This is a genomic window from Tunicatimonas pelagia (assembly GCF_030506325.1).
GTDB classification, from domain to species: Bacteria; Bacteroidota; Bacteroidia; order Cytophagales; family Cyclobacteriaceae; genus Tunicatimonas; species Tunicatimonas pelagia.
In genome coordinates this window covers 7145298-7171967 of record NZ_CP120683.1, presented here as the reverse complement: position 1 = coordinate 7171967, position 26670 = coordinate 7145298, and the positions used below count along the sequence as shown (strand labels likewise).

The 26670-nt window shown below is 44.5% G+C and carries 21 protein-coding genes; 13 read left to right on the top strand and 8 right to left on the bottom strand.

Going from position 1 to position 26670, the window contains the following annotated elements; translation table 11 throughout:
* Nucleotides 1-575 precede the first annotated feature (575 nt).
* Complete coding sequence (locus tag P0M28_RS30365; RefSeq protein WP_302207273.1) at nucleotides 576-2297, top strand: methylmalonyl-CoA mutase family protein; 1722 nt, start codon at nucleotides 576-578, stop codon at nucleotides 2295-2297.
* On the top strand, nucleotides 2294-4417 hold the full coding sequence (scpA, locus tag P0M28_RS30360; RefSeq protein WP_302207272.1) for a methylmalonyl-CoA mutase: 2124 nt from the start codon (nucleotides 2294-2296) through the stop codon (nucleotides 4415-4417). The genes P0M28_RS30365 and scpA overlap by 4 nt, the downstream gene beginning before the upstream one ends.
* A 72-nt stretch (nucleotides 4418-4489) precedes the next feature.
* On the opposite strand, the gene P0M28_RS30355 is transcribed toward scpA, so the two are convergent.
* Both P0M28_RS30355 and P0M28_RS30350 read right to left on the bottom strand, forming a co-directional pair.
* Complete coding sequence (locus P0M28_RS30355; RefSeq protein ID WP_302207271.1) at nucleotides 4490-5221, bottom strand: LytR/AlgR family response regulator transcription factor; 732 nt, start codon at nucleotides 5219-5221, stop codon at nucleotides 4490-4492.
* Nucleotides 5218-6279, bottom strand: coding sequence for a sensor histidine kinase (locus tag P0M28_RS30350; protein WP_302207270.1), 1062 nt, complete (start codon nucleotides 6277-6279; stop codon nucleotides 5218-5220). The genes P0M28_RS30355 and P0M28_RS30350 overlap by 4 nt, the downstream gene beginning before the upstream one ends.
* Before the next feature lie 200 nt (nucleotides 6280-6479).
* On the opposite strand from P0M28_RS30350, the gene P0M28_RS30345 reads away from it, so the two are divergent.
* Entirely contained in the window at nucleotides 6480-7967 is a 1488-nt protein-coding gene (locus P0M28_RS30345; RefSeq protein WP_302207269.1) for an alpha/beta fold hydrolase, read from the top strand.
* An 87-nt stretch (nucleotides 7968-8054) separates the two neighbouring features.
* Here P0M28_RS30345 and P0M28_RS30340 read toward each other — a convergent pair whose 3' ends face one another.
* Nucleotides 8055-10325 (bottom strand): aconitate hydratase, encoded by a 2271-nt coding sequence (locus tag P0M28_RS30340; protein WP_302207268.1) that lies wholly within the window; start codon nucleotides 10323-10325, stop codon nucleotides 8055-8057.
* A gap of 97 nt (nucleotides 10326-10422) precedes the next feature.
* Here P0M28_RS30340 and P0M28_RS30335 point away from each other — a divergent pair, with 97 nt between their 5' ends.
* Complete coding sequence (locus tag P0M28_RS30335; protein ID WP_302207267.1) at nucleotides 10423-11343, top strand: alpha/beta hydrolase; 921 nt, start codon at nucleotides 10423-10425, stop codon at nucleotides 11341-11343.
* Between the two features lie 128 nt (nucleotides 11344-11471).
* Here the strand turns inward: P0M28_RS30335 and P0M28_RS30330 are convergent, their stop codons facing one another.
* On the bottom strand, nucleotides 11472-12281 hold the full coding sequence (locus P0M28_RS30330; RefSeq protein WP_302207266.1) for a histidine kinase: 810 nt from the start codon (nucleotides 12279-12281) through the stop codon (nucleotides 11472-11474).
* Between the two features lie 197 nt (nucleotides 12282-12478).
* On the opposite strand from P0M28_RS30330, the gene P0M28_RS30325 reads away from it, so the two are divergent.
* The 4 genes from P0M28_RS30325 to P0M28_RS30310 all read left to right on the top strand — a co-directional run bounded on the left by P0M28_RS30325 (nucleotide 12479) and on the right by P0M28_RS30310 (nucleotide 18389).
* Nucleotides 12479-12997 carry a hypothetical protein gene (locus P0M28_RS30325; protein WP_302207265.1) on the top strand — a complete coding sequence of 173 codons (519 nt, stop codon included), beginning with the start codon at nucleotides 12479-12481 and terminating at the stop codon, nucleotides 12995-12997.
* A 129-nt stretch (nucleotides 12998-13126) separates the two neighbouring features.
* Nucleotides 13127-13828, top strand: coding sequence for a CPBP family intramembrane glutamic endopeptidase (locus P0M28_RS30320; RefSeq protein ID WP_302207264.1), 702 nt, complete (start codon nucleotides 13127-13129; stop codon nucleotides 13826-13828).
* Between the two features lie 64 nt (nucleotides 13829-13892).
* Entirely contained in the window at nucleotides 13893-14774 is an 882-nt protein-coding gene (locus P0M28_RS30315) for an ABC transporter ATP-binding protein (RefSeq protein ID WP_302207263.1), read from the top strand.
* Nucleotides 14775-14798: 24 nt separating this feature from the next.
* Nucleotides 14799-18389, top strand: coding sequence for an ABC transporter permease/M1 family aminopeptidase (locus tag P0M28_RS30310; RefSeq protein ID WP_302207262.1), 3591 nt, complete (start codon nucleotides 14799-14801; stop codon nucleotides 18387-18389).
* A 2-nt stretch (nucleotides 18390-18391) separates the two neighbouring features.
* Here the strand turns inward: P0M28_RS30310 and P0M28_RS30305 are convergent, their stop codons facing one another.
* Nucleotides 18392-20113, bottom strand: a complete 1722-nt coding sequence (locus tag P0M28_RS30305; protein WP_302207261.1) for an IlvD/Edd family dehydratase — start codon at nucleotides 20111-20113, stop codon at nucleotides 18392-18394.
* 271 nt (nucleotides 20114-20384) lie between these two features.
* The gene (locus tag P0M28_RS30300) at nucleotides 20385-20873 is read right to left on the bottom strand and encodes a peptide deformylase (RefSeq protein WP_302207260.1); all 489 of its coding nucleotides are present in this window, start codon (nucleotides 20871-20873) and stop codon (nucleotides 20385-20387) included.
* 110 nt (nucleotides 20874-20983) lie between these two features.
* On the opposite strand from P0M28_RS30300, the gene P0M28_RS30295 reads away from it, so the two are divergent.
* The 4 genes from P0M28_RS30295 to P0M28_RS30280 all read left to right on the top strand — a co-directional run bounded on the left by P0M28_RS30295 (nucleotide 20984) and on the right by P0M28_RS30280 (nucleotide 24218).
* Nucleotides 20984-21820: a fumarylacetoacetate hydrolase family protein gene (locus P0M28_RS30295; RefSeq protein WP_302207259.1), complete on the top strand. Its 837-nt coding sequence runs from the start codon at nucleotides 20984-20986 to the stop codon at nucleotides 21818-21820.
* 58 nt (nucleotides 21821-21878) lie between these two features.
* Nucleotides 21879-22106 carry a UPF0175 family protein gene (locus P0M28_RS30290; protein ID WP_302207258.1) on the top strand — a complete coding sequence of 76 codons (228 nt, stop codon included), beginning with the start codon at nucleotides 21879-21881 and terminating at the stop codon, nucleotides 22104-22106.
* Nucleotides 22107-22244: 138 nt separating this feature from the next.
* Nucleotides 22245-22568, top strand: a complete 324-nt coding sequence (locus P0M28_RS30285; protein WP_302207257.1) for a PIN domain-containing protein — start codon at nucleotides 22245-22247, stop codon at nucleotides 22566-22568.
* Between the two features lie 63 nt (nucleotides 22569-22631).
* Nucleotides 22632-24218, top strand: a complete 1587-nt coding sequence (locus P0M28_RS30280) for an aldehyde dehydrogenase (NADP(+)) (protein ID WP_302207256.1) — start codon at nucleotides 22632-22634, stop codon at nucleotides 24216-24218.
* A gap of 62 nt (nucleotides 24219-24280) precedes the next feature.
* Here the strand turns inward: P0M28_RS30280 and P0M28_RS30275 are convergent, their stop codons facing one another.
* Together P0M28_RS30275 and P0M28_RS30270 are read right to left on the bottom strand one after the other, a co-directional pair.
* Complete coding sequence (locus P0M28_RS30275; RefSeq protein ID WP_302207255.1) at nucleotides 24281-24877, bottom strand: hypothetical protein; 597 nt, start codon at nucleotides 24875-24877, stop codon at nucleotides 24281-24283.
* 130 nt (nucleotides 24878-25007) lie between these two features.
* Complete coding sequence (locus P0M28_RS30270) at nucleotides 25008-25316, bottom strand: hypothetical protein (RefSeq protein WP_302207254.1); 309 nt, start codon at nucleotides 25314-25316, stop codon at nucleotides 25008-25010.
* 39 nt (nucleotides 25317-25355) lie between these two features.
* Between P0M28_RS30270 and P0M28_RS30265 the strand changes: the two genes are divergently transcribed.
* Complete coding sequence (locus P0M28_RS30265; RefSeq protein WP_302207253.1) at nucleotides 25356-26639, top strand: hypothetical protein; 1284 nt, start codon at nucleotides 25356-25358, stop codon at nucleotides 26637-26639.
* Nucleotides 26640-26670 lie beyond the last annotated feature (31 nt).

Below are 26670 nucleotides of genomic sequence, written 5' to 3'. Positions count from 1 at the left end.
CAGTAGTAGGTTAGATCGCATAAGCAAGTATCATTATTAGCAATTAGTCTGCCATCATTCTATTTTGAACGAATTACAAATTAGCGATGCCAGTACGAGGATTAATTTGCGAAGCGTTAGTAAAGGTTGGAAAAAAAAAATAAAGAAAAAAACGAGTCAGATATTGACTTGGATTATTATTAGAATTCTGCAAAATGTAAATCTAGTCTGAGAGAGAATAAACCCAGCTTTTGATTTTAAGAGTTAAATGAATGGTTCAGGTATAATTACCTATGGATCAGCTAGAAAAAAGCGTAAAATAGTAGTTGTACTGCTTAGTAAATTTTAAATCTGCTACGTCCAGAAAAATTTATATACAGAAAAATCATAAAATTTTAGTCTTAAAAAATGCTTCCATATTAGTTAGATATTAAAGTAGTAAGTAAAGTTAAGAGCGGAGAAAAATGTTAACAATTTGATAATCTACGGTTTAGGGAAAAAAGCTATTTTCTAAAACTGAAATGGTAAAAAGAGCGGGGTAACCTAAGAGGCTGACACCCAGTTAAATTCAATAGTACACTTGTTATTTACTCTATATGTTTGACAGATTTCAACCTAAAACTGAGTCGGAGTGGATTGAGCAGGCCAATCGGGAGACCCGTAAGTTTGAGTCTATCTTGTTTCCTTATACGTTTCGGTTCGAAGACTTAATGCTTTCGGCGACTAACACTGCCGAATCAATAGGTCATAGGCAGACGGTGGAGTACGAACTTCCTATTTCTCAGGAGTTAATTTGCCCAACGATCAGTATAATGCTAGCTGAACCTTCGCTGGACACTGCGGATATAGATATGAGTCGTTTGGGTTTAGAAGATGTCTTCTCGTCGCTAGCCCAAGCCAGTCGGCTTTTTGGGGGAGAAAATAAGGTTTCAACGATACAATCGGCGGCATTAGCTTATGAACACGGTGATAGTACTGGAATTGCTTCGTTTGTTGAACATTTTGTAAAGGAAAATAAACTAGGGCTTACCCTTTATAACTCGTCAGTGTCTAATCCCAACTCACCTTTAAGCGATAAACAAGTTGTAGATTTGACATCATTGATAAATGAGCAAACCAATAAAAACGATATTCGGTGGTTAGGAATTCGGGGCGATGTATTGGGTAATGAGGGAGCAACCGCGGTTCAAGAATTGGCCGCTTCCCTGAGCCTGTTATTAGCTCACTGGGATCAGCTTACTGACCAAGGAGTATCAGTAGAATCGCTAGTGATGCAAACTGAGCTGGCTTTAAGTCTTAGCGGAGAGTTTTATCTGGATGTAGCTAAGCTTAAAGCAGCACGCGTACTTATGCGTTATATACTTGATGCCTACGGTAGAGCAGATTGCAATCCTTACCATATTGAGATTCGGGCTATGTCGGGCACGTTGAATAAAAGTCTGTATGACCCCGATGCAAATTTGATGAGAAATACCGTAGAAGCATTGGCCGCTACTGTGGGCGAGGCTGACGTGGTATCCCTTCGCTGTCATGATTTCCGGTACAATCAACCTAGCGAGTTTGGAATCAGGATGGCAGCCAATATTCAGCACCTACTGCGTGAGGAAGGACGTTTGCACGATGTAAAGAATTCGGTTGATGGAGCGTACTTCTTCACTAAGTTGATAGATGATATGGTAGAACAAGCCTGGAAGCTATTTTTGGTAATAGAAAAAGAGGGAGGGTATTATCGGTCAGGTGTAATAAATTTAGCCGAACAGTTTCACCCAAACATTGAAAAAAGAGAGCAAGAACTGTTGCAGCAAAAAAGAACAGTAGTAGGCGTAACGCGCTATGCAAATCCTCTGGAAAAGATAACAAATGATCACGATTTAGATAATAAAAGCGTACCATCGTACATGAAGCGATGGGAGAATGTTCGGCGTAGAATAGATAAGTTACCCGAAGAGAAGGAGCCTTTAGTTGCCATTTTGGGGTCTAGAGGCACAAATAACTCAATGGTTAGTAAAAAAATAACTTTTGTTACAGAGCTGCTAACAACTTTAGGCGTATCATATTCTACCGCAGAAAATTCGCTAGCAGCTAGTTTGCAAAAAGGTCAACCAGCCGTTATAATTTTCTGTGGCGATGACACTTGGTACGAATCACACTTAGAGGAGGAGGCGAATCATGCCGAATTAGCTTTAGTGCCAAAAATAGTGGTAGGGACCACTCCATTACTAGCTGAGTTACTACAAAAAAGAGTAATAGATGCTGTTATACACGCTCAGGCTGACCTTCTCCCGTTGTTGAATATAATTAGCCGAGTACTACCATGAAGCCAGATTTCCAAAAATACCAAGCGAAACCAGTACGACTTTCCCCTCGGGCAGTTTCGTCAAAAGCCTCAGGAAAAGCACTGCCCTCAGTTTTCTACCAGTCTGACGTAGATGAGTTAAACCACCTGGGGTTTGTAGCCGGAATTCCACCCTACCTACGGGGGCCTTACGCCTCCATGTATGTAACCCGCCCCTGGACCATCCGACAGTACGCGGGTTTCTCTACTGCTACTGAATCGAACGAGTTTTATCGTAAAAATCTGGCCGCTGGGCAACGAGGTTTGTCGGTAGCTTTTGATCTACCTACTCATCGGGGTTACGATTCGGATCATCCGCGCGTAACGGGTGATGTGGGAAAAGCGGGAGTAGCCATTGATACAGTAGAGGATATGAAGGTATTGTTCGATCAAATACCACTCGATCAAATGTCGGTCTCTATGACTATGAACGGGGCGGTAATTCCAATTATGGCGTTTTATATTGTAGCGGCGGAAGAGCAGGGCGTGAAGCCCGAACAACTCAAAGGAACTATTCAGAACGATATTCTGAAGGAGTTCATGGTGCGAAATACGTACATTTACCCCCCTGCGCCCTCGCTGAAGATTATCGCTGATATCTTTGCCTATACCGCTCAACATATGCCTAAGTTCAATTCAATTAGTATCAGCGGTTACCATATGCATGAAGCTGGTGCTCCGGCCGATTTAGAGTTGGCCTACACTTTAGCCGATGGGTTGGAGTATGTGCAAACCGGACTGAAAGCAGGTTTAGCAATTGACGATTTTGCTCCTCGTTTGTCATTCTTCTGGGGAATTGGTATGAACTTTTTCACGGAGATTGCCAAATTACGGGCTGGTAGATTACTGTGGGCCGAACTGATGAAGCCATTCAATCCGCAGAATCCTAAATCGATGGCACTGCGTACGCATTGTCAAACCTCGGGCTATAGTCTCACCGAGCAAGACCCGTTTAATAACGTGGCTCGAACCTGCCTGGAAGCTTTAGCTGCTGTCTTTGGTGGAACCCAGTCGCTGCATACTAACTCACTAGACGAAGCTATTGCCTTGCCTACCGAGTTTTCGGCTCGGATTGCTCGTAATACTCAGCTTTTCTTGCAGGAAGAATTAACTATCACTCCGGTGATTGATCCTTGGGGAGGTTCTTACTACGTTGAATCCCTCACAGGAAAGTTAGTAGAACAAGCGTGGGGGCATCTGGAAGAAATAAAAGGCTTAGGCGGAATGGCAAAGGCCATTGAGCAAGGAGTTCCTAAACTTAAAATAGAAGAAGCAGCGGCTAAAAAGCAAGCGCGGATTGATGCCGGTGAAGAGGTTATTGTGGGAGTGAATCGTTTTCAGGTTAACGAAGGCAGCGATACAGGATTTGATGTGCGGGAAGTGGATAATGAGCAGGTGCGTTCCGAGCAGCTAGCACGGTTGAATGCAGTAAAAGATAGCCGCAATAACGAAAAGGTACGAAGCGCGCTCACATCCCTGGAAAATGCGGCTGAAACCGGAGAAGGGAATCTGCTGGAGCTGGCAGTGGTAGCCGCTCGGGAACGAGCTACACTGGGAGAAATATCGAGTGCTATGGAAAAAGTTTTTAGGCGGTTTCAGGCTACTTCTCAAACTGTACAGGGCGTATACGCTAAAGAAATTGCTATGAACGAAGACTTTATAAAAGCCCGACAACTATCCGATCAATTTGCTGAACTAGATGGGCGACGCCCCCGAATCTTAGTGGCTAAGATGGGGCAAGACGGGCACGACCGAGGGGCGAAGGTTATCGCTACTAGTTTCGCTGATTTGGGCTTCGACGTTGATATTGGTCCGCTCTTTCAGACCCCCGAAGAAGTAGCCCGGCAGGCGGCCGAAAACGATGTGCACGTAGTTGGAATTTCTAGTTTGGCTGGAGCCCACAAGGGGCTTGTTCCTGAACTAATAGAAGAACTTAAGAAGATTGATCGGGATGATATTGGCATCATTGTGGGCGGAGTAATTCCTTCGAAGGATTACGATTTTCTCTACGAAGTAGGAGTGCTGGGAATATTTGGACCAGGAACAGTAATTGCTCAGGCCGCTCAGGATATTCTACAAAAACTAATGAATGAAATCTTGTGAGTTAGCTTTAAGTAATACTTGTATTAATTGGTGTTAAATATATGTTAATCAGTATTATAAGTTTTCATAAGATTAGCGAGTGCTAGTTTGCCTTAAAAACTTAACCACCTCTTTTTTATAAGATACTCCGATAGGAATTTCCTTGCCGTCGATCTCAATATCATGCATGGTGTAGGCCGAGACTTTATTGCTATTGACAATGTAGGAGCGATGGATACGGAGGAAGTAGACGGGTAGCTTCTGCTCAAACTCGCTGATTTTTTCCTTGGTTAGAATATCTTGATCCCGAAGGTGAATTTTCACGTAATCCTTTAGGCTCTCGACATACAACACATCGTCAAATTGTATCTTCACGAATTTGCGGTTCGTGTTTACGTACATGAACGATGCTTCGCCATCGGTAGCAGTTTCTTTGGGGTATTCACGGGCTCGATTACTAGTTCGTCCTAGATATTTAGTGATGGATTTTAGGAAACGGTCAATAGTGATCGGCTTGAGTAAATAGTCTACCACATCCAGTTCGTAGCTCTCTACCGCATAATCGCGGTAGGCGGTGGTAAAAATAATGCTAGGGGGATGTTGTAGTGATCGGGCGAATCGGAGGCCGTCGATGCCCGGCATCTGAATATCCAGAAATAGTAAATCTACGGATTCCTTCTGTAGTATATCAAACGCTTCCAGCGCGTTTTCGCAGGTTGCCACCAGATTCAACTGCGCGAATTGATCGATGTGCCTCGTTAACAACCTAGCTGCCAATGGCTCATCATCTACCACTAGGCAATTAATTCTATTCTGGGTACTCATAGGCTCAAATGTACTTCGTAGGTTTCAGCGTGTTCTTCCGTGCGCCACGCATACTGATTAGGGTACAGCAAATCTAGCTGACGTTGAGCATTTTGTACGCCAATTCCCTTTTTGTAATTCATCGGATCAGCTTCCGTGGCGATTGGTTTGCTGTTGATTACATTAAAATCCAACCTACCGTTTAGCACTTCCAACGATATGCTAACTGCTGCCGGGCCGACCACGCTGCTAACCCCATGTTTAAAAGCATTTTCCACAATAGAAATTAAAATAAGCGGAGCGATCGGGGTTTGCGGATTATCAACGGAATACGTGAAGTTTAACGTAAGCCGATCCCCGTACCGTAATTTTTCTAAGTCAGTATAGTGTTCCAACAGCGCGATTTCCTGGCTGATGGGTACTTTTTCGTCCTGGCAACGGTAGAGCATATAGTCTAGCATCTCCGCCAGTTTGGCAACCACTTCGGGGGCCTCATCTGATTTCTCTAAAGTAAGCGCGTATAGATTATTGAGGGTGTTGAAGAGAAAGTGGGGATGAATCTGAGCTTTTAGAAAATTGAGTTCGGCATTCGCTTTTTCCTGTTTGAGTATCTCAATCTTTTGTTTTTCTATTCCTCGGTCTTTGATCATTTTGAAGAAAAGGAAGAGAAAAGCTAATGGATATATCCGGCCAAAGTACCCTAGGGTAAACTCATATTCACGAATAATTTGCCCCAGCGATTCCGGCACCTCATCCGGATCAGTTAGCCTTTCGGCGATGTGGATGGTGGTATAGCGAGCCAGAATGGTAAATACTACTACGCTGACTACAAAACTAAGAATGAATTCTAGGTACTTTTTCTTCTGTAAGAGTTGGGGAATTTGATAATAAACCAGGAGGTACGTTGCCATCATCTTCGTAGGCAAAGCTATTGTTCGGATAAGAAAAGCTTCTCCCGCTTTCTCTAAGCCTCGGTCTGACGTAAACGGAGCCATCAGCAGAAATACAACCCAAAACAAAAAATGCGGTAACCAACGATGTTGAAAGACTCGATCGACAATATGGTTTTCCTCTCCCATATCTGAAAATTACTCAAAAAATAGATGTTGGTCGGGAATGGTCGACGAATGATGGGTAAGGTCACCCGAATTAACAGTACCGAATGACGAATGCAATTGGTACGGTCAAATCGATAATCTGTCACTGGTTATCGGTCATTAGGCTGCTATCAACTTTTGGTATCAGTTATAAGCTTATCATTGAGAAAAAACTAAACTCGATGAAAAATCTATTGCTAATGTTGGGTATGTATCTAATGAGTCATTTTGCTAGTGCCCAAGACTATTCCGAGCGCCTAACGACCGAGAATAAGTCCTTCAAATCTGCCTCAGGAACAGTGGTGAACGCTACCGTCGGAAGTCTAAAGGTGCCGGAAAATCGCAACAATCCTGATTCAGAAGAAATTTCCATTCATTTTGTGCAACTAAAGAGCACCAATTCTGAACCGGACGTTCCGCTCATTTATCTGGAGGGGGGACCTGGACTAAGCTGTACTTGGCAGGCGGATGATTCGCATTATCTGGAACAATGGCTGCCCTTTTTGGAAGTGAGTGATGTAATTCTGCTCGATCAGCGGGGAACAGGTGCTGGGACGGAACGAGTGCTGTATATCCATCAAGAAGGTATTCCGACGGATATTCTCGCCGATGAAGCGGCAAGAGAAAGCTATTCTGAGAAAATGGGTCAGGCTGCTTTAGATGATTTTAAGCAACGAGGGGTTGATTTACTCGGGTATACTACGCTAGAAAGTGCCCAGGATATTGATGATCTGCGTCAAGCTTTATCCTACGACCAATTTTCATTGTATGGCTTCAGCTACGGAACCCACTTGGGACAAGCCTACATCAAGTATTTTGGTTCGCACGTAAAAAACGCAGTACTGGTTGGTGTAGAAGGACTCAATCATACTTTCAAGCTGCCTTCGGCAATGGATACGCAGTTTCAGAAGATTGCCCTAATGGCTCAGGCTGACCCGAAGATAAGAGCGGTAGTACCCGACCTAACGGACTTGTACCAGCGAGTGGTTCATTCTCTAGACGAGAACCCAGCGGAGGTAGAAGTTAGTTCACCGCTTACGGGTGAGTCTATGAAGATGAAGGTGGGTTCCTTTGGGCTGAATATGATTTTACGCATTGACATTGGCGATGCTTCTGATATTCTGGTTTTTCCTCGGCTGCTGTACAGCATTGATCAGGGTAATTACGCTATGTTGCAATGGTTTATCCAAAAACGCATTGAGGGCTTCTACGTAGAGCATGGCATGAACGCCACAATGGATATAGCATCGGGGGGGAGTCCAAGCCGATTAGCCCGAGTAGAGGAGGAACTAGCCGTAAGCCCATTTCGGGATATTCTGGAGGCTTCCATGAGTACCGATTGGCCCCATCCTGATTTGGGCGAAGAATTTCGGGAGCCATTGGTTAGCAATGTGCGTACCTTGTTTATGAGTGGTACGCTGGATTTTAACACGCCACCTTACCAAGCCGAAGAAGTTCGCTGGGGGTTCTCCAACAGCAGCCACATCATTGTTGATAATGCCGGGCACGAACAGATACTCACCCATCCGGAAGCAACTCCTACCGTTATTCGCTTTTTAAAAGGAGGGAATATAGATGACGTAGCTTTATTTTATCCACCCATAGAATTTATACCCGTGAAAGGGAAAGCCGGAGATGTGTCTCATCCGTCAATACAGTCGTCAGAATAAATAAATCAAAAAATAGTATTGAAGCATAGCAAATAAAAAAGCCGTACTCGTCAGGTTACGGCTTTGAAATAATAATGAGCTAAGCAATTAAGACTTACCTTCCAGCTTACGGATTAGATTAAGGGCAGAGCCGGATTTGAACCACTCAATTTGGTTTTCATTGTAGGTATGATTCGTCTTAATTAGGTCTTCTGAACCATCTGCGTGGGTAAACTTCAGCGTGATTTGCTTACCGGGTGCAAATTGGTCGAGGTCTACAGTTTCTACTGTATCATCTTCTTGTACTTTATCGTAATCTTCGGGGTTAGCAAATGTTAAACCCAGAACGCCCTGCTTCTTCAAGTTAGTTTCGTGGATACGAGCAAAGGATTTTACTAACACCACCCGAACACCTAAATGACGGGGTTCCATTGCCGCATGTTCCCGGGAAGAGCCTTCGCCGTAGTTATCGTCACCTACTACAATCTGCGGAATGCCTTCAGCTTTGTAGGCTCGTGCCGTAGCGGGAACTTCACCGTACTCTCCGGTTAACTGGTTCTTTACCTTATTCGCCTCTTTATTGTACGCATTGATCGCTCCGATAAAGCAGTTGTTGGAGATATTGTCTAAATGTCCGCGGAAGCGTAACCAAGGCCCCGCCATAGAAATATGGTCGGTCGTACACTTTCCGTAGGCCTTTAGTAGTAAGCGCATTCCGGTGATATTGTCGCCATCCCAACCGTCAAAGGGAGTTAAAATTTGTAATCGCTCCGAATCATCTTTCACAACTACATCAACATCGCTACCGTCTTCTGCTGGGGCTTGATAACCAGCGTCTTCTACCCCGAACCCATTGGGAGGCAGCTCGATACCCTGTGGCTCTTCAAGCATTACTTCTTCTCCGTCTTCATTCTTCAGCTTGTCCGTCAGCGGATTAAACTTTAGTGTTCCGGCAATCGCCAGAGCAGTTGTGAGCTCTGGTGAGGTAACAAATGAATGGGTGTTGGGATTACCATCGTTCCGCTTAGCAAAGTTCCGGTTGAAGGAAGTCACAATGGTATTTTTCTTATCTGGATCATCGCTGTGGCGAGCCCATTGTCCGATACAAGGGCCGCAGGCATTGGCAAGAACCACTCCACCGATGCTATCAAATACATCCAATAATCCATCACGCTCAGCGGTAAACCGCACCTGCTCAGAACCCGGAGTGATGGTGAATTCTGATTTAGCTTTGATATTTTTATCAGCGGCTTGCTGGGCAATAGAAGCAGAACGGGTGATGTCTTCGTACGATGAGTTGGTACAAGAACCAATGAGACCCACTTCAATTTTTTCTGGCCACTGGTGTTCCTTAGCAGCTTCGGCCAGCTTAGAAATAGGCCAGGCCAAATCTGGGGTGAAGGGGCCATTCACGTGGGGCTCCAGTTCTGAAAGATTGATTTCAATTACCTGATCGAAGTATTCATCCGGATTATCAATCACTTCTTGGTCAGCCCGGAGGTGGTCTTTTACCTTTTCAGCTTCAGCAGCTATATCGGCTCGCTCGGTCGCCTCCAAGTAGTCTTTCATTTTATGGGAATAGTGGAATAGAGAAGTGGTCGCCCCGATTTCTGCGCCCATATTACAGATGGTTCCTTTACCAGTGCAAGAGATAGCATCAGCACCATCGCCAAAGTACTCTACAATGGCTCCGGTTCCTCCCTTTACTGTCAGGATTCCGGCTACTTTCAGAATGACATCTTTAGCCGAAGTCCAACCGCTAAGTCGCCCAGTAAGTCTTACTCCAATTAGCTTAGGCATTTTTAGCTCCCAGGGCATTCCCGCCATTACGTCTACGGCGTCAGCTCCACCCACTCCGATAGCGATCATTCCCAAACCACCTGCGTTTGGAGTGTGGGAGTCCGTACCAATCATCATTCCTCCGGGGAAAGCGTAGTTTTCCAGTACTACCTGATGAATAATTCCTGCCCCTGGCTTCCAGAAGCCAATACCGTATTTGTTAGAAACTGAAGAAAGAAAATCGTAAACTTCTTTGTTGGTAGAGATTGCTTTTTCCAAATCCTCCTCGGCACCCACTTCTGCCTGAATCAGGTGGTCGCAATGGACAGTAGAAGGAACAGCCGTTTGCTCTTTTCCTGCCTGCATAAATTGAAGAAGAGCCATTTGAGCCGTAGCGTCTTGCATAGCTACCCGGTCGGGTTTAAAATCTACGTAAGAGCCTCCGCGCTCGTAAGCTTCGGTAGGGTTACCTTGATAAAGGTGACTGTATAATATTTTTTCGGCTAAGGTGAGTGGTCGTCCTACGATCTCACGAGCCTTACTGACGCGTTCACCCATTTGGGTGTAAACGTCTTTAATCATATCCAGATCAAATGCCATAAGGAAAGAATAGTTAAAAAGTTATCAATAGCTTATACTACAAAAATACAGATTGTGCCGTAACTTGGTACCAAAGTAACACACTTGACCGATAATAATGTTTCCCCATTTCTCTTCTATCGCCAAATTAGCCCGATTATTTACTCTTTTGACTTTACTTTTTCTTAGTATAGAACCGCTGATTGGTCAGCATGAAGACCCATTGCCATTTGATACTGCAAACTATGAGCTTCAGGAGGTTGTCTACAAAACCACCCCTCAGGCTAATCTTCAACTCCATTTTTATAAGCCTAAGTCGGGTTTGCAAGAACCTTCTCCAACCGTTCTTTTTTTCTTTGGCGGTGGCTGGACGGGAGGTAATCATCAGCACTTTGCTACTCACAGTAAGTATCTCGCCACACGAGGAATAACGGCGATTACAGCAGATTATCGGGTGAAAAAGAAACACGGTACCACTCCTATTGAAGCCATTCAGGATGCTCGGGATGCACTACGCTATTTAGCAGAACACGGAACTGAAATAGGTATTGATACCGCCAAAATTGCCGTCGGCGGTGGGTCTGCCGGAGGGCATTTGGCACTTTGCACCGCACTTATTGATCATTTTGACGAAGCTGAGAAGCTAGAGTACGTACCTAAAGCCTTGGTACTATATAATCCGGTGGTGAATACTACCTCAGTTGGTTTCGGCAGTAAGATGCTAGGAAAAGATACGATTAATGCTTCGCCCTATCATCATGTTTCAGCAGAAATGCCTTCCACCCTAATTTTCCACGGAGAAGATGATACCACAGTCCCTATTTCCAATATACATGAGTTAGAAGCAAGTATGGATAGCTTGGAGGTAGAAAGTACGATATATATCTATCCTGGACAAAAGCATGGCTTTTTCAACGTAGGTCGCCAGTCGGGGCACCAGTATTTTTTAGAAACGTTGTACAGAACCGACCAATTTCTGATAGAACAAGGCTTCTTGACCGGTCAGCCATCGTTTGAGTTGAATAATAAGATAGACTGAATTAGAATGTGGTTTAAAGTCTTTGGAACGGGGTTCATAGATTTTAATCTGAGATACCTTTTGATAGACAAAACTCATTTATAAGAAGAGGGGCTTTGATACAAAGTGTACTAAGTAGAAGACGTTGGCTAATTACCCAGTCGTTCAAGTAGCTGTTGTCGGTAAGCGTTGCCTACGGGTAGTTCCTGTTCGTTGATAGTGACCATCTTTCCGTGGGCTTGGTCAACTTTGCTTAAATTAATGATGTAGGACTTATGAATTCGCTGAAACTTGTCACTGGGAAGGGTTTCTTCCAGCGATAGAAAATTATGCAAAAACTCTATTTCATCAGCCAGTGGCAGCATACCCTTTCGGGAGCTTTCCAGTTGGTATCGAGTAAGTTGTGATAGCTCAATAATCAGATCGGCCGCCCGATCTGAGCCTTCCAGCGCGTAAGAGTAAATACTGTTGAGGGCATTGAACAAAAAGTGCGGGTTCATCTGGCTACGCAGCAGTTGCATCTCCATCTCATTCTGCCGAAGCAGTAACTCAAATTCCCGTTGCTGATGAAATGCGAACTTACGGATGAGGTACAAACTCATGGCGGATAGTATCAGTAGCAAGTGCAATCCCCAGAGCGTAAAAAATGATGATTGTGGATAAGGAAAATAAGGGTAAAACCAGTCGAAGCTCGCAGCAAGCGTGATTAGTGCCACCAGAGTTGCCCAGTAAAAACTATGCTTTTGCTTCTGTAAAAAATGAGGAACCAGTAGGTAGTGGTTGGTATAAACAGTGGCGACTAAAGGCAGAAGCCCCAGAATAATTTGTCCAAACACCAGAAAATCAACCGCTGGCAGCTCAGTAGGGCGAGGGGTAAGGAATATTCCTGCTGCTAGAACGAACCAGAGAGCCAATTGGTACGCAACAGGGGCAAACGCTATGTTCTTGAACTTAGCCATGTTGCAAAGTAACCAGATTATACGATGGTTGCCAAAAGCGAATGACAAACGCAGTTCGTCACGAAAAATACCCGGTTCATCCTTCTTATGTACCGTTCGTCATACTTTTTTTTACTCATCCAAGACTATTTCGCACTTTTGAACCATACCAACGGCAACGAAGCCGCGAGTTTTTACAAAACCAAATTTCACTAATCATGAAAAATTTAAATAATTCTTTCGCCCAAATCTTTACAATTGCTATTCTTACTGGAACCACTTTCCTCGGTCATGCAGCGGATATTAATTCTCGCAACCCGGCTCAGTCACTACCTCAGAGTATCGGTTTTACTATTCCTGAAAGTGTGAGCCACCTTATCGCTCTAGGCGACCATTATGCTCAACTCGGACAGGCCGAGTTTGCTCTAGAACACTATAGCCGAAGCATTCGGGTTGGCAAACTAAGCGATCCGAATTATACCAATCAGGCGACACAGGATAAAATTGTTGCACTAATAACGCAGATGAGTGAAGTCCAAACTCAAAATGAGATTGAAGAGCTCATCGCTCAAGGCAACCGTGCTGTAACGGAGAATCCCCAGCAGGCATTGGAATACTACAGCCGCAGTATCCGAGTAGGAAAGCTTCATAACGATAAGTACGCAGATGGTGCTACCCAGCAAAAGATTGTGAAGCTAGTAACCGTATTGGGTGAAAAAGTAGCTCAAGCTAAATAAATTTAGAACTTGATCACAGATTCTTGGGGTATCTTTTGGGGTTGCTTTAAGAATCTGTGACCAATTAGATACTAATTCAACAACGAACAGACAAGCGAACGCCACTTCAAAGAGAAGTCAAGGGTACTAATGAACTTAGCAACGACCAATCTATTAGCAGTTTTAATTGGAGTAGTTTACCCCATTTACATTGTCGCTACCCATCAAAAAGTAAATAGCAACATCAAGCGGAATGAAAAGTATCGTCTAATCGATTATAAGCAGACCCTACTCATATTTTGGGGGCTAACACTTCTAGTTTTAGTGAATAATTTTATCAATGAGCAACCAACTTTAGACTTTTACCCCCGAGTTTCTATCATCAATATCGGAGTAGCAATTTTAATTTCGGCTTTTGCCTACTTTCAATACAGAACGACAAAAATCACGTTAGATAATGTCAATGCTGTTAAAGGGAAATTGAAAGGTATTTACCATTATTTACCTACAACTTTTCAGGAATTAAAGTGGTTTACTCTCGTTGCAGTAAGTGCGGGAATTTGTGAAGAGGTGATTTTTCGGATGTTCCTATTTGAATTTTTGAGAGAAAACTCCAGTCTGGTAATTGCCTTTATTGCAACCAACATAATTTTTGCGATCACCCATATCGGAAGCGGAAGAACCAATTTGATTAGTTCATTTATTCTAGGATTGTTGTTTTCGGCTATCTACTATTTTACTAAAAATATTTGGTTAGTAGTTGTCCTGCACATTGCAATAGACATAAACGCAGGAATTTTAGGATACAGAATAAATAAAATGACAAAGCTGACTGATGCAGATAAATGTTAACCTGATATCAACTTCGGTCTCTCGTTTCCATTATTCATTAATCACTATTCATCCATCATTAATCATGCAGCTCACTATTAAGAATCTTACCAAAACCTACCCCAACGGAGTAATTGCCCTCAATAACGTTTCACTTACAATTAATAAGGGAATGTTTGGGTTGCTCGGACCCAATGGAGCAGGAAAATCAACTTTGATGCGTACTGTTGCTACCTTGCAGGAGGCCGATAGTGGAAGTGTTCAGCTAGGCGATATCAATGTGTTGGAAGATAAAGTTGCGCTGCGTCGGGTGCTTGGTTATCTGCCCCAAGAATTTGGAGTGTATCCCCGAATCAGTGCTCAGCAACTTCTTGATCATATGGCAGTGCTTAAAGGTATAACTGATAAAAAAGAGCGAAAAACGCTGGTGGATGCTATGCTAGAGCGGGTCAATCTGCAAGACCATAGGAAGAAGAGTGTTAGCAGTTTTTCGGGCGGAATGCGGCAACGATTCGGCATTGCCCAGGCTTTATTGGGTGAGCCTAAGTTGATTATTGTCAATGAACCCACTGCTGGACTTGATCCGGGCGAACGAAACCGCTTCTACAACCTACTATCCGAAATTGGCGAGAACGTTATCGTGATTCTCTCTACTCATATTGTAGACGATGTGAAGGAGCTATGCTCTGATATGGCGATTATTCACGAAGGGGAAGTATTGTTCTCAGGCTCGCCGCAGCTAGCAGTAGACTCACTAGACGGATTAATCTACGAGCGAACGATTGAGAAAGTGGAAATGAAGGAGTACCAGCAAAAATACACGATTATTTCAAGTAAGCTGGTAAGTGGAAAGACCCGCATCCACGTACACAGCGAAGAACCTTTAACCGACTTTGAGCTAGTAGAAGCTGACCTGGAAGATGTGTACTTCTCTAAGATTATGGGGGTTAGTGCCGCCCAGTTGTAGTATCTCCTTTATCATCAAGAAATTATGTTTAAAGAAATATTTTCCTTCGAGATACGCCAGCACTTTACCCAATACATGGTGTATATTTTCTTCCTGATTGTCGGGCTGCTGGTATACGGCGCAGTAGTTAGTGATAATGTCATCATTGGGGGCGATACGGGCAATGTCTACAAGAATGCTCCTTTCGTCATTGCCCAATATACAGTGGTGATTGGTACCATTGGGATAGTAATGGTTACCGCATTTATGAATAGTGCCGCTCTGCGTGACTTCCAGCAGAAATTCGACCAGATCATATTTTCTGCTCCCATCAATAAGGGGAGCTTTTTATTGGGGCGTTTTTTAGGAGGCTACATTACTGCTCTTGTACCGTTCTTGGGAGTATTCGCTGGAATAATTATTGGCAGTGCCATGCCCTGGATAGAGCCCGAACGGATTGGGCCATTTATGCCAGAAGCTTACCTAAATAGTCTGCTTATCTTCATACTACCTAATACGCTACTGGCGGCAGCAGTCGTTTTTGCCCTCGCAGTTGCTTTCCGTAGTGTGATCGTCTCATTTATTGGAGCCGTACTACTACTGGTACTTTACGTTGTAAGTCAGCTTCTGGTAGGCGATTTGGATAATGAAACGTTAGGAATGCTACTTGACCCGTTTGCGATCCGCACCTACGCTATTGCGACCAAGTACTGGACGGTTGCTGATAAAAATACGATGGTGTTAGGCCTGAGTGGCTACGTACTGCTTAATCGATTACTGTGGATTGGAGTAGCTCTGATATTATTATTGGTAACCTACGTATCTTTTAGCTTCACTGGGCGACGAGCAAAGCGAAAGAAAGTACTAGAGCAATCTCCCGCTGTATCTAAGCCTATGTTTGTTCAGTTAGAGCCACTTCCGTCAACTACGTTGCACTACAACCGTCGGGCTCGGTGGCAACAGTTTGTCAATCAAATTAAGATCGATTTTTTGGGCACCGTACGAAGTACGCCGTTTATTATCTTATTATGTATTGGGCTGATTAATGCCCTACCCAATCTGTGGTTTGTGACCGAGGCATCGGGAGACGTAATCCGTTATCCGGTGACTTACAATGTAATTGAGACACTTGAAGGAGCTTTTTTCCTATTCATTTACGCGATTATTATCTACTACAGCGGGGTGCTCGTCTGGCGGGAGCGGGATGCCCGCATGGACACCTTCTACGATGCTTATGCCTATCCCGACTGGGTAATGTACTTAGCCAAGATTATTAGTTTAATAGGGCTAGTAGCCATCATACTTCTGATGAGTATTACTATCGGTGTGTTTGTCCAATTATTTAATGGATACACTCGCTTTCAGCTTGATGTGTATTTAATAGATATGGGATTTACGTGGATGTCTATGATTTTTATTGCAGTGTTGTCTATTTTCATTCACGTACTGGTCAACAACAAGTACTTAGGATATTTCGCCATCATTGCGTATCTGTTGTTTCAAGAGTTTGTGCTGGTGGATGCCTGGGAGGTACACCACAATTTGCTGCTCTTCGGTGGGTATTCGGGATACACCTATTCGGATATGAACGGATTTGGTCCAGCCGTTGCTGGAGCCGTGTGGTTTCGAGTGTATTGGTTACTGTTCTGCGGATTACTGAGTCTAGTGGCTATTTTACTCTGGGTGCGGGGCAAAGAAACTAAAATAGCCCAGCGACTGGAGATCGCCCAACAACGATTTACCCCCACGATGAGAAATGTAGCCCTGGGGATTGCCACAGTCTGGCTATTGGTCGGAGGGTTCATCTTCTACAATACCAATATTTTGAATGAATACATTAACCCTGAAGCTGTGGAAGAGCGACAAGCAGAATACGAACGGCAGTACAAAAAGTACGAAGGCATTGTCCAACCCCGCATTACTTCTGCTAAATATTTTGTTGATCTGGAACCCTACGAACGAAATTTGTACACCCGCGCCGAACTGGTGCTAAAAAATAAAACGAATCAGCCTATCGATTCTCTACATCTTACTTATGCTATCTCTAGAGTAAAGCTAGAGGAGGTGGTGTTACCTGATGCCCAAGTAGTGCTGGATGATTCACGACTGGGGTACCGGATTTATCAGTTGAGTGAACCTTTATTGCCAGGAGATTCACTGGAAATGACGGTGCGTAGTGCGTACGAGTCTCAGGGGTTTGAGAATGAAGTGAGTCTGGAGCAAGTAGTGAATAATGGCTCATTCTTTAATCAGACCCTATTTGTTCCCGCGTTAGGCTACGAAAATAGTCGCGAGCTTACCGGTCGTCAGGATCGGAAAGATCATGACTTACCAAAGCGCGACCGCATGCCTTCTATTGACGATCAGCGAGCCAAGAATCAGAACTATCTCAGTGATGATGCTGATTGGATACACTACGAAACGGTGATGAGTACCGCTCCCGATCAAATTGCGGTTGCACCTGGTACAATGATAAAAGAATGGGAGGAAGATGGTAAACGCTACTTTCACTATCAGCTAACAACGAAGGTATTAAATTTTGGCTCATTCATTTCGGCTCGTTACGAGGTGCTGCGAGACAAATGGAATGATGTTGACGTAGAGATATACTATCAGCCTGAGCATGATTATAATGTAGAACGTATGGCGGAAGCTGTGAAGCTTTCCTTAGAGTATTATTCAGAGAAATTCTCACCCTATCCACACGAGCAAGCCCGGATTATTGAATTTCCGCGCTACGCATCTTTTGCCCAGGCTTTTCCGGGAACTATGCCTTACTCAGAGAGTATCGGCTTTATCGAGAATCTGGAAGATGAAGATACTAAAGACCGGGTGTTGCACGTAGTTGCCCACGAAATGGCACATCAGTGGTGGGCTCATCAAGTGATCGGCGCCAATGTACAAGGCGCCACTTTGTTATCTGAAACCATGGCGCAGTATGCTGCTCTGATGGTGATGAAACAGCATAAAAATGAGAAGAGCGTTCAGGACTATCGTCGTTACGAAGTAGATAACTACCTACGCTCCCGCGGAGCTGAAGAACGAAAAGAAGTGCCGCTATGGCTGGTTGAGAATATGGGTTACATTCATTACCAAAAAGGAAGCAACGTGATGTACGCGCTGCAAGACTACATCGGTGAAGACAAGGTGAACCAAGCATTGTATAATTATACCCAGAAGGTTGCGTATCAAGAGCCGCCTTACACTACCTCTCGCGACTTGTTAGAGCGTTTTCGGGCAGTTACCCCTGACTCATTACAGCCATTCGTTACTGATCTGTTTGAACGTATCACATTGTATAGCAACCGTACTCAGGAAGCTACCTATCAGGAGCTGGAAGACGGAAAATATCAAGTCAATTTCACTACCCAATCCGAAAAGTTCTATGCTGATTCGCTAGGGGCAGAGACAGCGACGTTTGTTAATGATTGGATTGACATCGGGGTTTACACTGAGGATGAAACAGGCGAGGAAGAGTTAATCTACCTGGATCGACGTAAAATCACTGATACAGAAAATACGTTTTCGGTGGTGGTTGATCGTAAACCAACTAAAGTCGGTATTGATCCCAACGCCTTATTAGTTGACCGTGTACCTGATGATAACACTAGAAGGGTAGAGATAATGACTGACTAAGGTTAGTGAGAATCGCGGGCTACTTCATCACCCGAACCACCCCGAAGGAAATCAAAATCAGCTCCGAGGTCAGCCTGCTGAACATGATCAATATACAGTTGAGCGTAGCCCCGGCCGTAGCCCAGGTTGGTGGCTTTCCACTGTTTTCGTCGCTGAGCAAGTTCTTCATCTGATACGTCTAGGTGCAACTTTCGGGCTTCTACGTCTAGCTCAATCATATCTCCATCTTGTACTAAAGCCAAAGTTCCTCCCACAGCTGATTCGGGGGAAACGTGCAGTACGACAGTGCCGTAGGCTGTGCCACTCATTCGCCCGTCGGAGATACGCACCATATCTTCAATACCTTTTTCTAGTATTTTTTTGGGAAGTCCCAGATTACCTACCTCGGGCATTCCGGGGTAGCCTTTGGGACCAACTTGTTTGAGTACCATCACGCAGGTTTCGTCAATATCCAGATTAGGATCGTCGATGCGAGCGTGGTAATCTTCAATGGTTTCAAACACTACCGCGCGTCCGCGGTGCTTCATCAGAGTGGGGGTAGCAGCGGAAGGTTTGATCACTGCGCCGTTCTCGGCTAGGTTCCCTTTGATTACCGCAATGCCCGATCGCTCTTTCAGTGGCTGGTCAATGCTGGTGATTACGTCATCATTGTAACAAGGAGCAGCTTCGGAGTTTTCGCCAATGGTTTTTCCGTTTACAGTTATGGCATCCCAGTGCAGGTGCTCTTTCAGCTCTTTCAATACGGCTGGCAGTCCGCCCGCGTAATAAAAGTCTTCCATCAGATACTTTCCCGAAGGCATCAGATTTACCAGCAAAGGAATATCGTGCCCCAGCCGATCAAAGTCGTCCAGCGTCAATTCTACGCCTAACCGTCCGGCAATCGCCAGCAAATGAATAATGGCGTTGGTAGAACCGCCGATGGCCGCATTGGTAACAATGGCGTTCTCAAACGCTTCTCGGGTTAGAATTTTAGACATCTTCAAATCCTCGTGTACCATCTCTACAATGCGTCGTCCTGCCATATGCGCTAGGGTTCGCCGACGGGAATCTACCGCCGGAATAGCAGCGTTGTGGGGCATGCCCATTCCCAGTGACTCTACCATACAGGCCATGGTGGAAGCCGTGCCCATCGTCATACAGTGGCCTCGGCTGCGCGACATGCAACCTTCAGCGTAGAAAAACTCTTCTTGCGTAATTTTACCCGCCCGTAGGTTTTCACTAAACTGCCAAACAGCGGTTCCTGAACCAATTTCTTCACCCCGATACTTGCCGTTGAGCATCGGTCCTCCCGAAATTACCAAAGTTGGTAGATCAACACTAGCAGCCCCCATCATAGTGGAAGGAGTGGTTTTATCGCAGCCACACAGCAAGATTACTCCATCCATCGGGTTGCCCCGAATAGATTCCTCCGCATCCATACTGGCCAGATTACGAAATAACATTGCCGTAGGTTTGAGCAAGGTTTCCCCCAGCGACATAATTGGAAACTCAAACGGAAATCCCCCGGCTTCGTACACGCCTCTCTTTACGTACTCTGCCAGCTCGCGAAAGTGAGCATTGCAGGGAGTAAATTCCGACCAGGTATTGCAGATACCGATAATCGGGCGACCATCGAAGGCATGATCAGGTAGGCCTTGGTTCCGCATCCAAGAGCGGTAGATAAATCCCATTTTATCGGCTTTGCCAAACCAGTCGTGGCTGCGTAGTTTTTTCTGCTCAGGCATGTATTGAGTAGTTAGATTTTGTTTCGGTTTCCAATATGCGGGTTGTTAGGTGATTTTGCAAAGGGTGGGATAGTTATTGTATATTGTGGCTGTCAGTGTTGTACAAGAAAACATAAAAAATAAATTAATTAGGGAATTTGCTGGGACGAAGAGCCCCCTTTTTTACCGAACACTTTCAACAAAGACTTTATAATTCAACCAAATCTGGAATTTCAATTGTGTAATAACCGGGTGAAATTAGTAGGCTGCGTAAAATAGAGAGGCAGATAAATTATCTGCGCCACTGAAAAGACTTATCATCAATCGCCCGCATAGTGCAGAGTACTCCGTTCAAATGATCATGTTCGTGCTGGACTAACTCAGCTATTTCAGGTTCCTCGATCAGCCATTCTTGGGGCTTAAACTCTTTATTTAAATAATTTAATTTCAGAGATTTGTAGCGGCTCACTTGAACCAAAAGATTAGGGAAGCTCATACAGTCGTCCCAAAGGGTAAACTGCTCATCGCTTGTCCAGGTAACTTCTGGGTTGATGATGACTTGAGGCTCAGTTACATTCAGGTAAAATAGCCGTTTCATAATGCCTAACTGCGGCGCAGCAATGCCCCTCCCAAAATTGTACTTCGCCCGAATTTCTTCCATCACGTTGTGTAAGTCGCGCACCCACTTATTGATAAACGGTTTGTCATCTTCAGTAACGGGTTCGCAAACTTGATATAGGCGAGGGTCGCCTAACAACAGCAGATTATCCAGGTGTTTCATCAACAAAAATAATACTTTTCGAAAAGTAAGTTAATAAGGATAATGGCTGATTTGTTATCCTCGCCGATAAATTTACTTTTGTAGTAACACCCTGAATCTACTAATAACCTATGAAACTGTATCGAACCCCCAGCGGTCTTTTACTTTATTATGAGGATCGTTATTTTTTACACACTGACCAGGATTGGGACGAACTGGTTAATCAGGATAATCTATTTGAGAAAATTAGTCAACAATATACTAGCTGGGAAGAGCTGAAAGATGGAGCAGAATTATTGCGTAGTGATCTTTTACCGCCCATAGGTAATCAGGAGGTGTGGGCTTCGGGAGTGACTTACTATCGCAGTCGGGATGCTCGGATGGAAGAAGCGAAGGAGGCAGGTGGCGGTAGCTTCTACGACCGGGTGTACGAAGCTGACCGACCCGAATTATTCTTTAAAGCTACTGCTGCCCGCACAGTTGGTCACGGAGCTAACGTACGAATTAGAGAGGATTCTACCTGGGATGTACCCGAACCGGAACTTACCCTCTTCATAAATTCCCAAGGAAATATTCAGGGCTATACCATTGGTAACGATATGAGTTCGCGTAGTATTGAGGGAGAGAACCCGTTGTACTTGCCTCAGGCGAAAAGCTACTGGGGAAGTTGCGCTATCGGCCCTGGTTTGTATATCACTGACCAGCCCTTTTCCCAAGATGCTGAAATTCACCTGACCATCCGGCGGGGTGAGGCAGTGACCTTTCGGGGGGAAACCCAGGTAAATCAAATAAAACGCAAGTTTACTGATCTGGTCAGTTACCTTTACCGCGAGATGGACTATCCAAATGGCTGCTACCTGATGACCGGAACCGGAATTATCCCCGAAGGTGATTTCACTTTACAATCGGGCGATGAAATCAATATCACCATTGAACCGATTGGTACGTTAACGAATACAGTTGAGTAGATGGAATCAAAATTGTAAGGAACCTCGTAAAATTAGCTAGCAAAAGACTATAATTGAGATGAGCACGATAACATTGAAAGTACCTGATAGCCTACAACTAAGTAAATTTGATGTAGAAATGATTATAGCTACTAAACTCTATGAAGATGGTAAATTGACATCTGGGCAAGCTGCTGATATGGTAGGCGTATCCAAACGAACTTTCATTGAGCTACTGGGGAAATATGGAGTTTCAGTTTTTGGCTATGATTTTGAAGAGCTCCAGAAGGATCTAGAAAATGTCTGATCTGGTTATTGCTGATACCAGTGGACGCCACGCGGCTGCTTGATCGTTCTTTCAAAAATAGACCGTCTTCATCTTCTGAAAGACATCTTCTCTAAAATATCAATCACCAAAGAAGTACGCTAAGAATTTAGGGATGATTTGCCTGAATGGATTCAGGTGAAAGAAATCAAAGATAGTGAACGACAACGAATCCTAGAGCTAGATTTAGATAAAGGAGAAGCAAGCTCAATTGCCCTAGAATTAGAACATACGGGAGCTTTACTATTAATTGATGAGAAGAAAGGGAGGCGAGTAGCAAAAGGTTTGGGGTTGACAGTTACTGGTACATTGGGTGTACTAATCCGAGCGAGAGTGAATGGGCAGTTGAGTTCTTTAAAAGATGAAATAGATAAGTTAAAGCAAGTAGAGTTTAGAAAGTCTGAGGGGTTAGTTCAGCAAATTATAGAGACTTACGAGAAGTGAAAAAAGAAATAATACAGAACTAGATTGTAGAATATTTTTTAAATCATTACTTGAATAAATACTATGCAAATTACTGGAGATCAGATTATTGCAAATAATTTTTTAAAATCAGAAAATAGCTCTTTTCAAGCGAAAAACCCAGCTAACGGAGAAAAGCTGCCTACTGAATTCTTTGAAGCAACAGCTGAGGAAATAGATCAAGCGGTGAAAGTGGCGGAGGAAGCGTTTGTGGTTTATCGGAAAAAATCAGATCAGGAGCGAGCTGATTTTCTGGATAGAATTGGTGAGGAAATTATGAACTTGGGCGATACCTTGTTAGAACGCTGTCATCAGGAAACGGGCTTACCAATGGGACGGCTTCAGGGTGAGCGGGGGCGCACGGTTAATCAACTTAAACTATTTGCCGAGCTGCTACGCGATGGTACCTGGGTAGATGCCCGAATTGATACCGCTATTCCCGACCGTCAACCGATCCCCAAACCCGATATTCGGCAGATGCAAATTGCTTTGGGACCCGTAGGAGTGTTTGGTGCTAGTAACTTTCCGTTAGCCTTTTCAGTAGCCGGAGGAGATACGGCTTCAGCCTTAGCGGCGGGTTGTACAATAGTCGTAAAAGGCCACCCGGCGCATCCGGGTACGTCTGAACTAGTGGGGAGAGCAATAGCTACAGCGGTGGAAGCTAGTGGTATGCCTGCCGGAACATTTTCTCTAGTGCAAGGGCAATCGGTAGAAGTCGGCATGGGCATTGTGCAGCATCCGCTTATTAAAGCTATTGGGTTTACCGGTTCGTTCCGAGGCGGGAAAGCTATATTTGATACGGCTAATCAGCGCGATGAACCCATTCCGGTCTACGCCGAAATGGGCAGTATCAATCCAGTGTTTGTGTTGCCCGAAGCGTTGAAGCAGCAGCGGGATAAAATCGCCGAAGGCTGGGTAGGTTCATTAACCCTGGGAGTAGGGCAGTTCTGTACGAATCCGGGAGTGCTAGTTACTCAACAATCTGACGAAAGTGCTCAGTTCTTAGAGCGAGCCAAACAGGCGCTGAGTGCAGTAACAACCGACGCTATGCTAACTGACCGAATCAGTGAAGTCTACCAAAAAAGTGCCGAGCAAATGGGACAAGCTGCTAACGTAGCTACGGTAGCTAAAAGTCAAAGTTCTGAAGCTGCTACATCGGCGGATGGAATTATTTTCAGTACAAGTGCTCAAAATTTTCTGGCGCAACCTGACTTGTCTGAAGAAGTGTTTGGGCCGTCGAGTCTGCACGTAGCCGCTCAGTCAAAGGATGAAATGTTAGAGGTAGCAAAAAATCTCGAGGGGCATCTAACTGCTACACTGCACGCCACCGAAAATGATCTGACCGAGTATGCCGATCTGATTGCCATATTAGAACGAAAAGTCGGGCGACTGCTGGTCAATGGATTTCCTACCGGAGTAGAGGTTTGCCACGCTATGGTACACGGTGGACCGTATCCGGCAACCACTGATTCTCGGTCAACATCGGTAGGAACGCTAGCGATAAAACGCTTTACTCGGCCTATCTCCTACCAAAATTTTCCGCAGCGAGGGTTACCCGATGCGTTGAAGAGCGAGAATCCACTAAGTATTTTTAGACTAGTCAACGGGAAGCTTACCCAAGATCAAGTATAGTGGAGATAAAAAAAGCGGCTACCCGGTTTAGGTAGCCGCTATTATCAGTAGTGAAACTCCGTTTATACGCTCCAATCACCACTAGTTACTACTGAACCTTCCGAATAGAAAGCCCAATTACCGTTTCCGGCAGCATCCCACTGGATTTCGTACTTGTCTTGAGCAAATGTGTATTTGGCTGAGCCTGAAGCATCTGGGTTTACGGTGATTACGTAAGTAAGATCTCCGCTCGGAACTATTCCAGTTAGAATGAACGACTCATCCTCTTTTTCTTCCCAAGCATACTTCATCAGTAGATCATTTCCCTGACCAGCAAAATAGTTATATACATCCATCTTGCCAATTCGGGCAACTTTGCTTTCTTCCGCGTAGATAAATCGTTGAAAATCACCTTCACCTTGTTTCAAGAAAATTTCCCATACGTATTTATCACCTTCTTCAGATATTTGGTAAGCAATTGTGGTCTGCTGGTCAGTCCAGGTATACGTTAGATATTGTTTCTGAGTAGCCTCAATTCTACCGTTGGCCACCGTAATAGGTTGAGAAGATCTAGTCGCCCCCGTAGGTGGCTGAAAGTAGTTAAAGTAGCTACCAATTTGGTTCACTAACTTTACGTACCCCACCGCTCGCTGAGCGTAGGTATCGTTAGAAGAAGTCATTGCATCTGGAACCGAAGCGATCTGGGTAGAACTTTTTTGGGTAAGACTTAAGTGTACCGATTCTAGATCATTGGAGGAGTTGGTTGGGGTGACCGATGCCGAATAGACTGTCTTCGTAGAAAAACACGGTTTATGAGTTCAGCACTACTACGCTGCACGCCACTGAAAATGATCTGACCGAGTATGCCGATCTGATTGCCATATTGGAACGGAAAGTTGCGGGCGATTGCTGGTCAATGGATTTCTTACCGGAGTAGAGGTTTGCCACGCTATGGTACACAATGGGCCGTATCCAGCTACGATGGATTTCCGGCCAATATCGGTAGTACTCTAGCGATAAAATGTTTCGTCTGTCCTGTTTTTCACCAAAATTTCCCCCAAAATGGGTTACCCGATGCGTTGAAGAATGAAAATCTGCTTCGTATCTTTGGCTGGTCAATGGGAAGTTGACTCAAGAACCAACCAGCTAAAATTTCTTATGAAGCAAGTATACACAACCTGGCTAACCACCTTACTATTGTTTAGCTCAGTAGCACCTTTATGGGCTCAGGAACTACCTATCTATGATAATAATGCTAACCGAATAGATATTACTCATTTCCAGCAGTACCTGGAGAATAATCAGGAGCTAGAAGAGCAAAATAGTATCGGGTCGTTACCTACCGCAGTGTTCAAATATCAGAGTGATACACTGTCTACTCAAGCGATCAATCAGGCTCGCCTCAATTCAGATGTTTTTGAGGATTACACCATGACCATTCAGCTTCCGGAGATGCCCTTGGCTCAGGATACGCTGATAATGATGGTAGCCGTTCCGTCGAGCAATTCTGAGGTTGATGACTATATTATTAATGTTGCCGTTATTGAGAACCAGGGGGCAAAACTGGCCTACCACTTTGACTCAGACAATGACTATTCCTTTGCTGATGAGGGGCGACCCTACGTTTTTAAGACAAAACAAGGGATCAAAAAAGTTGAGATAAGGCGGGAAACTGATGCGGACGTACGCTCGTTTTATATGTATGATTTGGCACTTATGCCCGCTTTTCTGGCTCGCTACGGAATTAAAGTAGGCAAGTCATCGGTAGTTAACAACTTCTATTACCCCATGTTGAACCGCCACGGGAGATTGTCTCTGCAACTGCGGGCAAATTTTGGTCAAGGCGATCATACTATTACCTATCAAACCCCATCGCTCTCCCGCGAGATCGCTGCATCTTTAGATGCAATTAGTCAGTTTGGGGTGAGCCTAACGTACGCACTGTACAATTTAAACGTTGGAGGTTTCATCCAAACGGAGGGTAATCAAATCGGCCAAACCGAACGCTACACATTTGAGGGTGGAGTTCGATCAATTGACTACGGTTTTGGCAACTGGCCCCGTCGCCGTATTATATATGGTGCCGAACTATCGTATGATTTCCGAGTATACAATAACATCTACTTAGCTCCGGTTATCCGCTACGGCACTTACCGCTTTCGGTCAGATGAAGTTTTCGTAACCAATATTGGAGTAAACTTGAATGAGGAGCTTACTTACAACGAGATTTTTCAAAATCGGTCGCTATACTCACTAGGTGGACAGGTAAAGTTTCCGCTAGGTGAAAAAGCACTGTTACTGATAGAAGGGAGCTGGATGAAAAACAGTTATCAGCTGAATCCGGATTTCATTCAAGAAACAGTGGAGGAAGGGTCTTTATCGTTTGATTATAAGGCAATTACATTCGGTATAGGGGTGCAGTGGATACTGCTGGGGCAGTAGACCAAGGTTGCTAATTTCCCCAAATCATCGT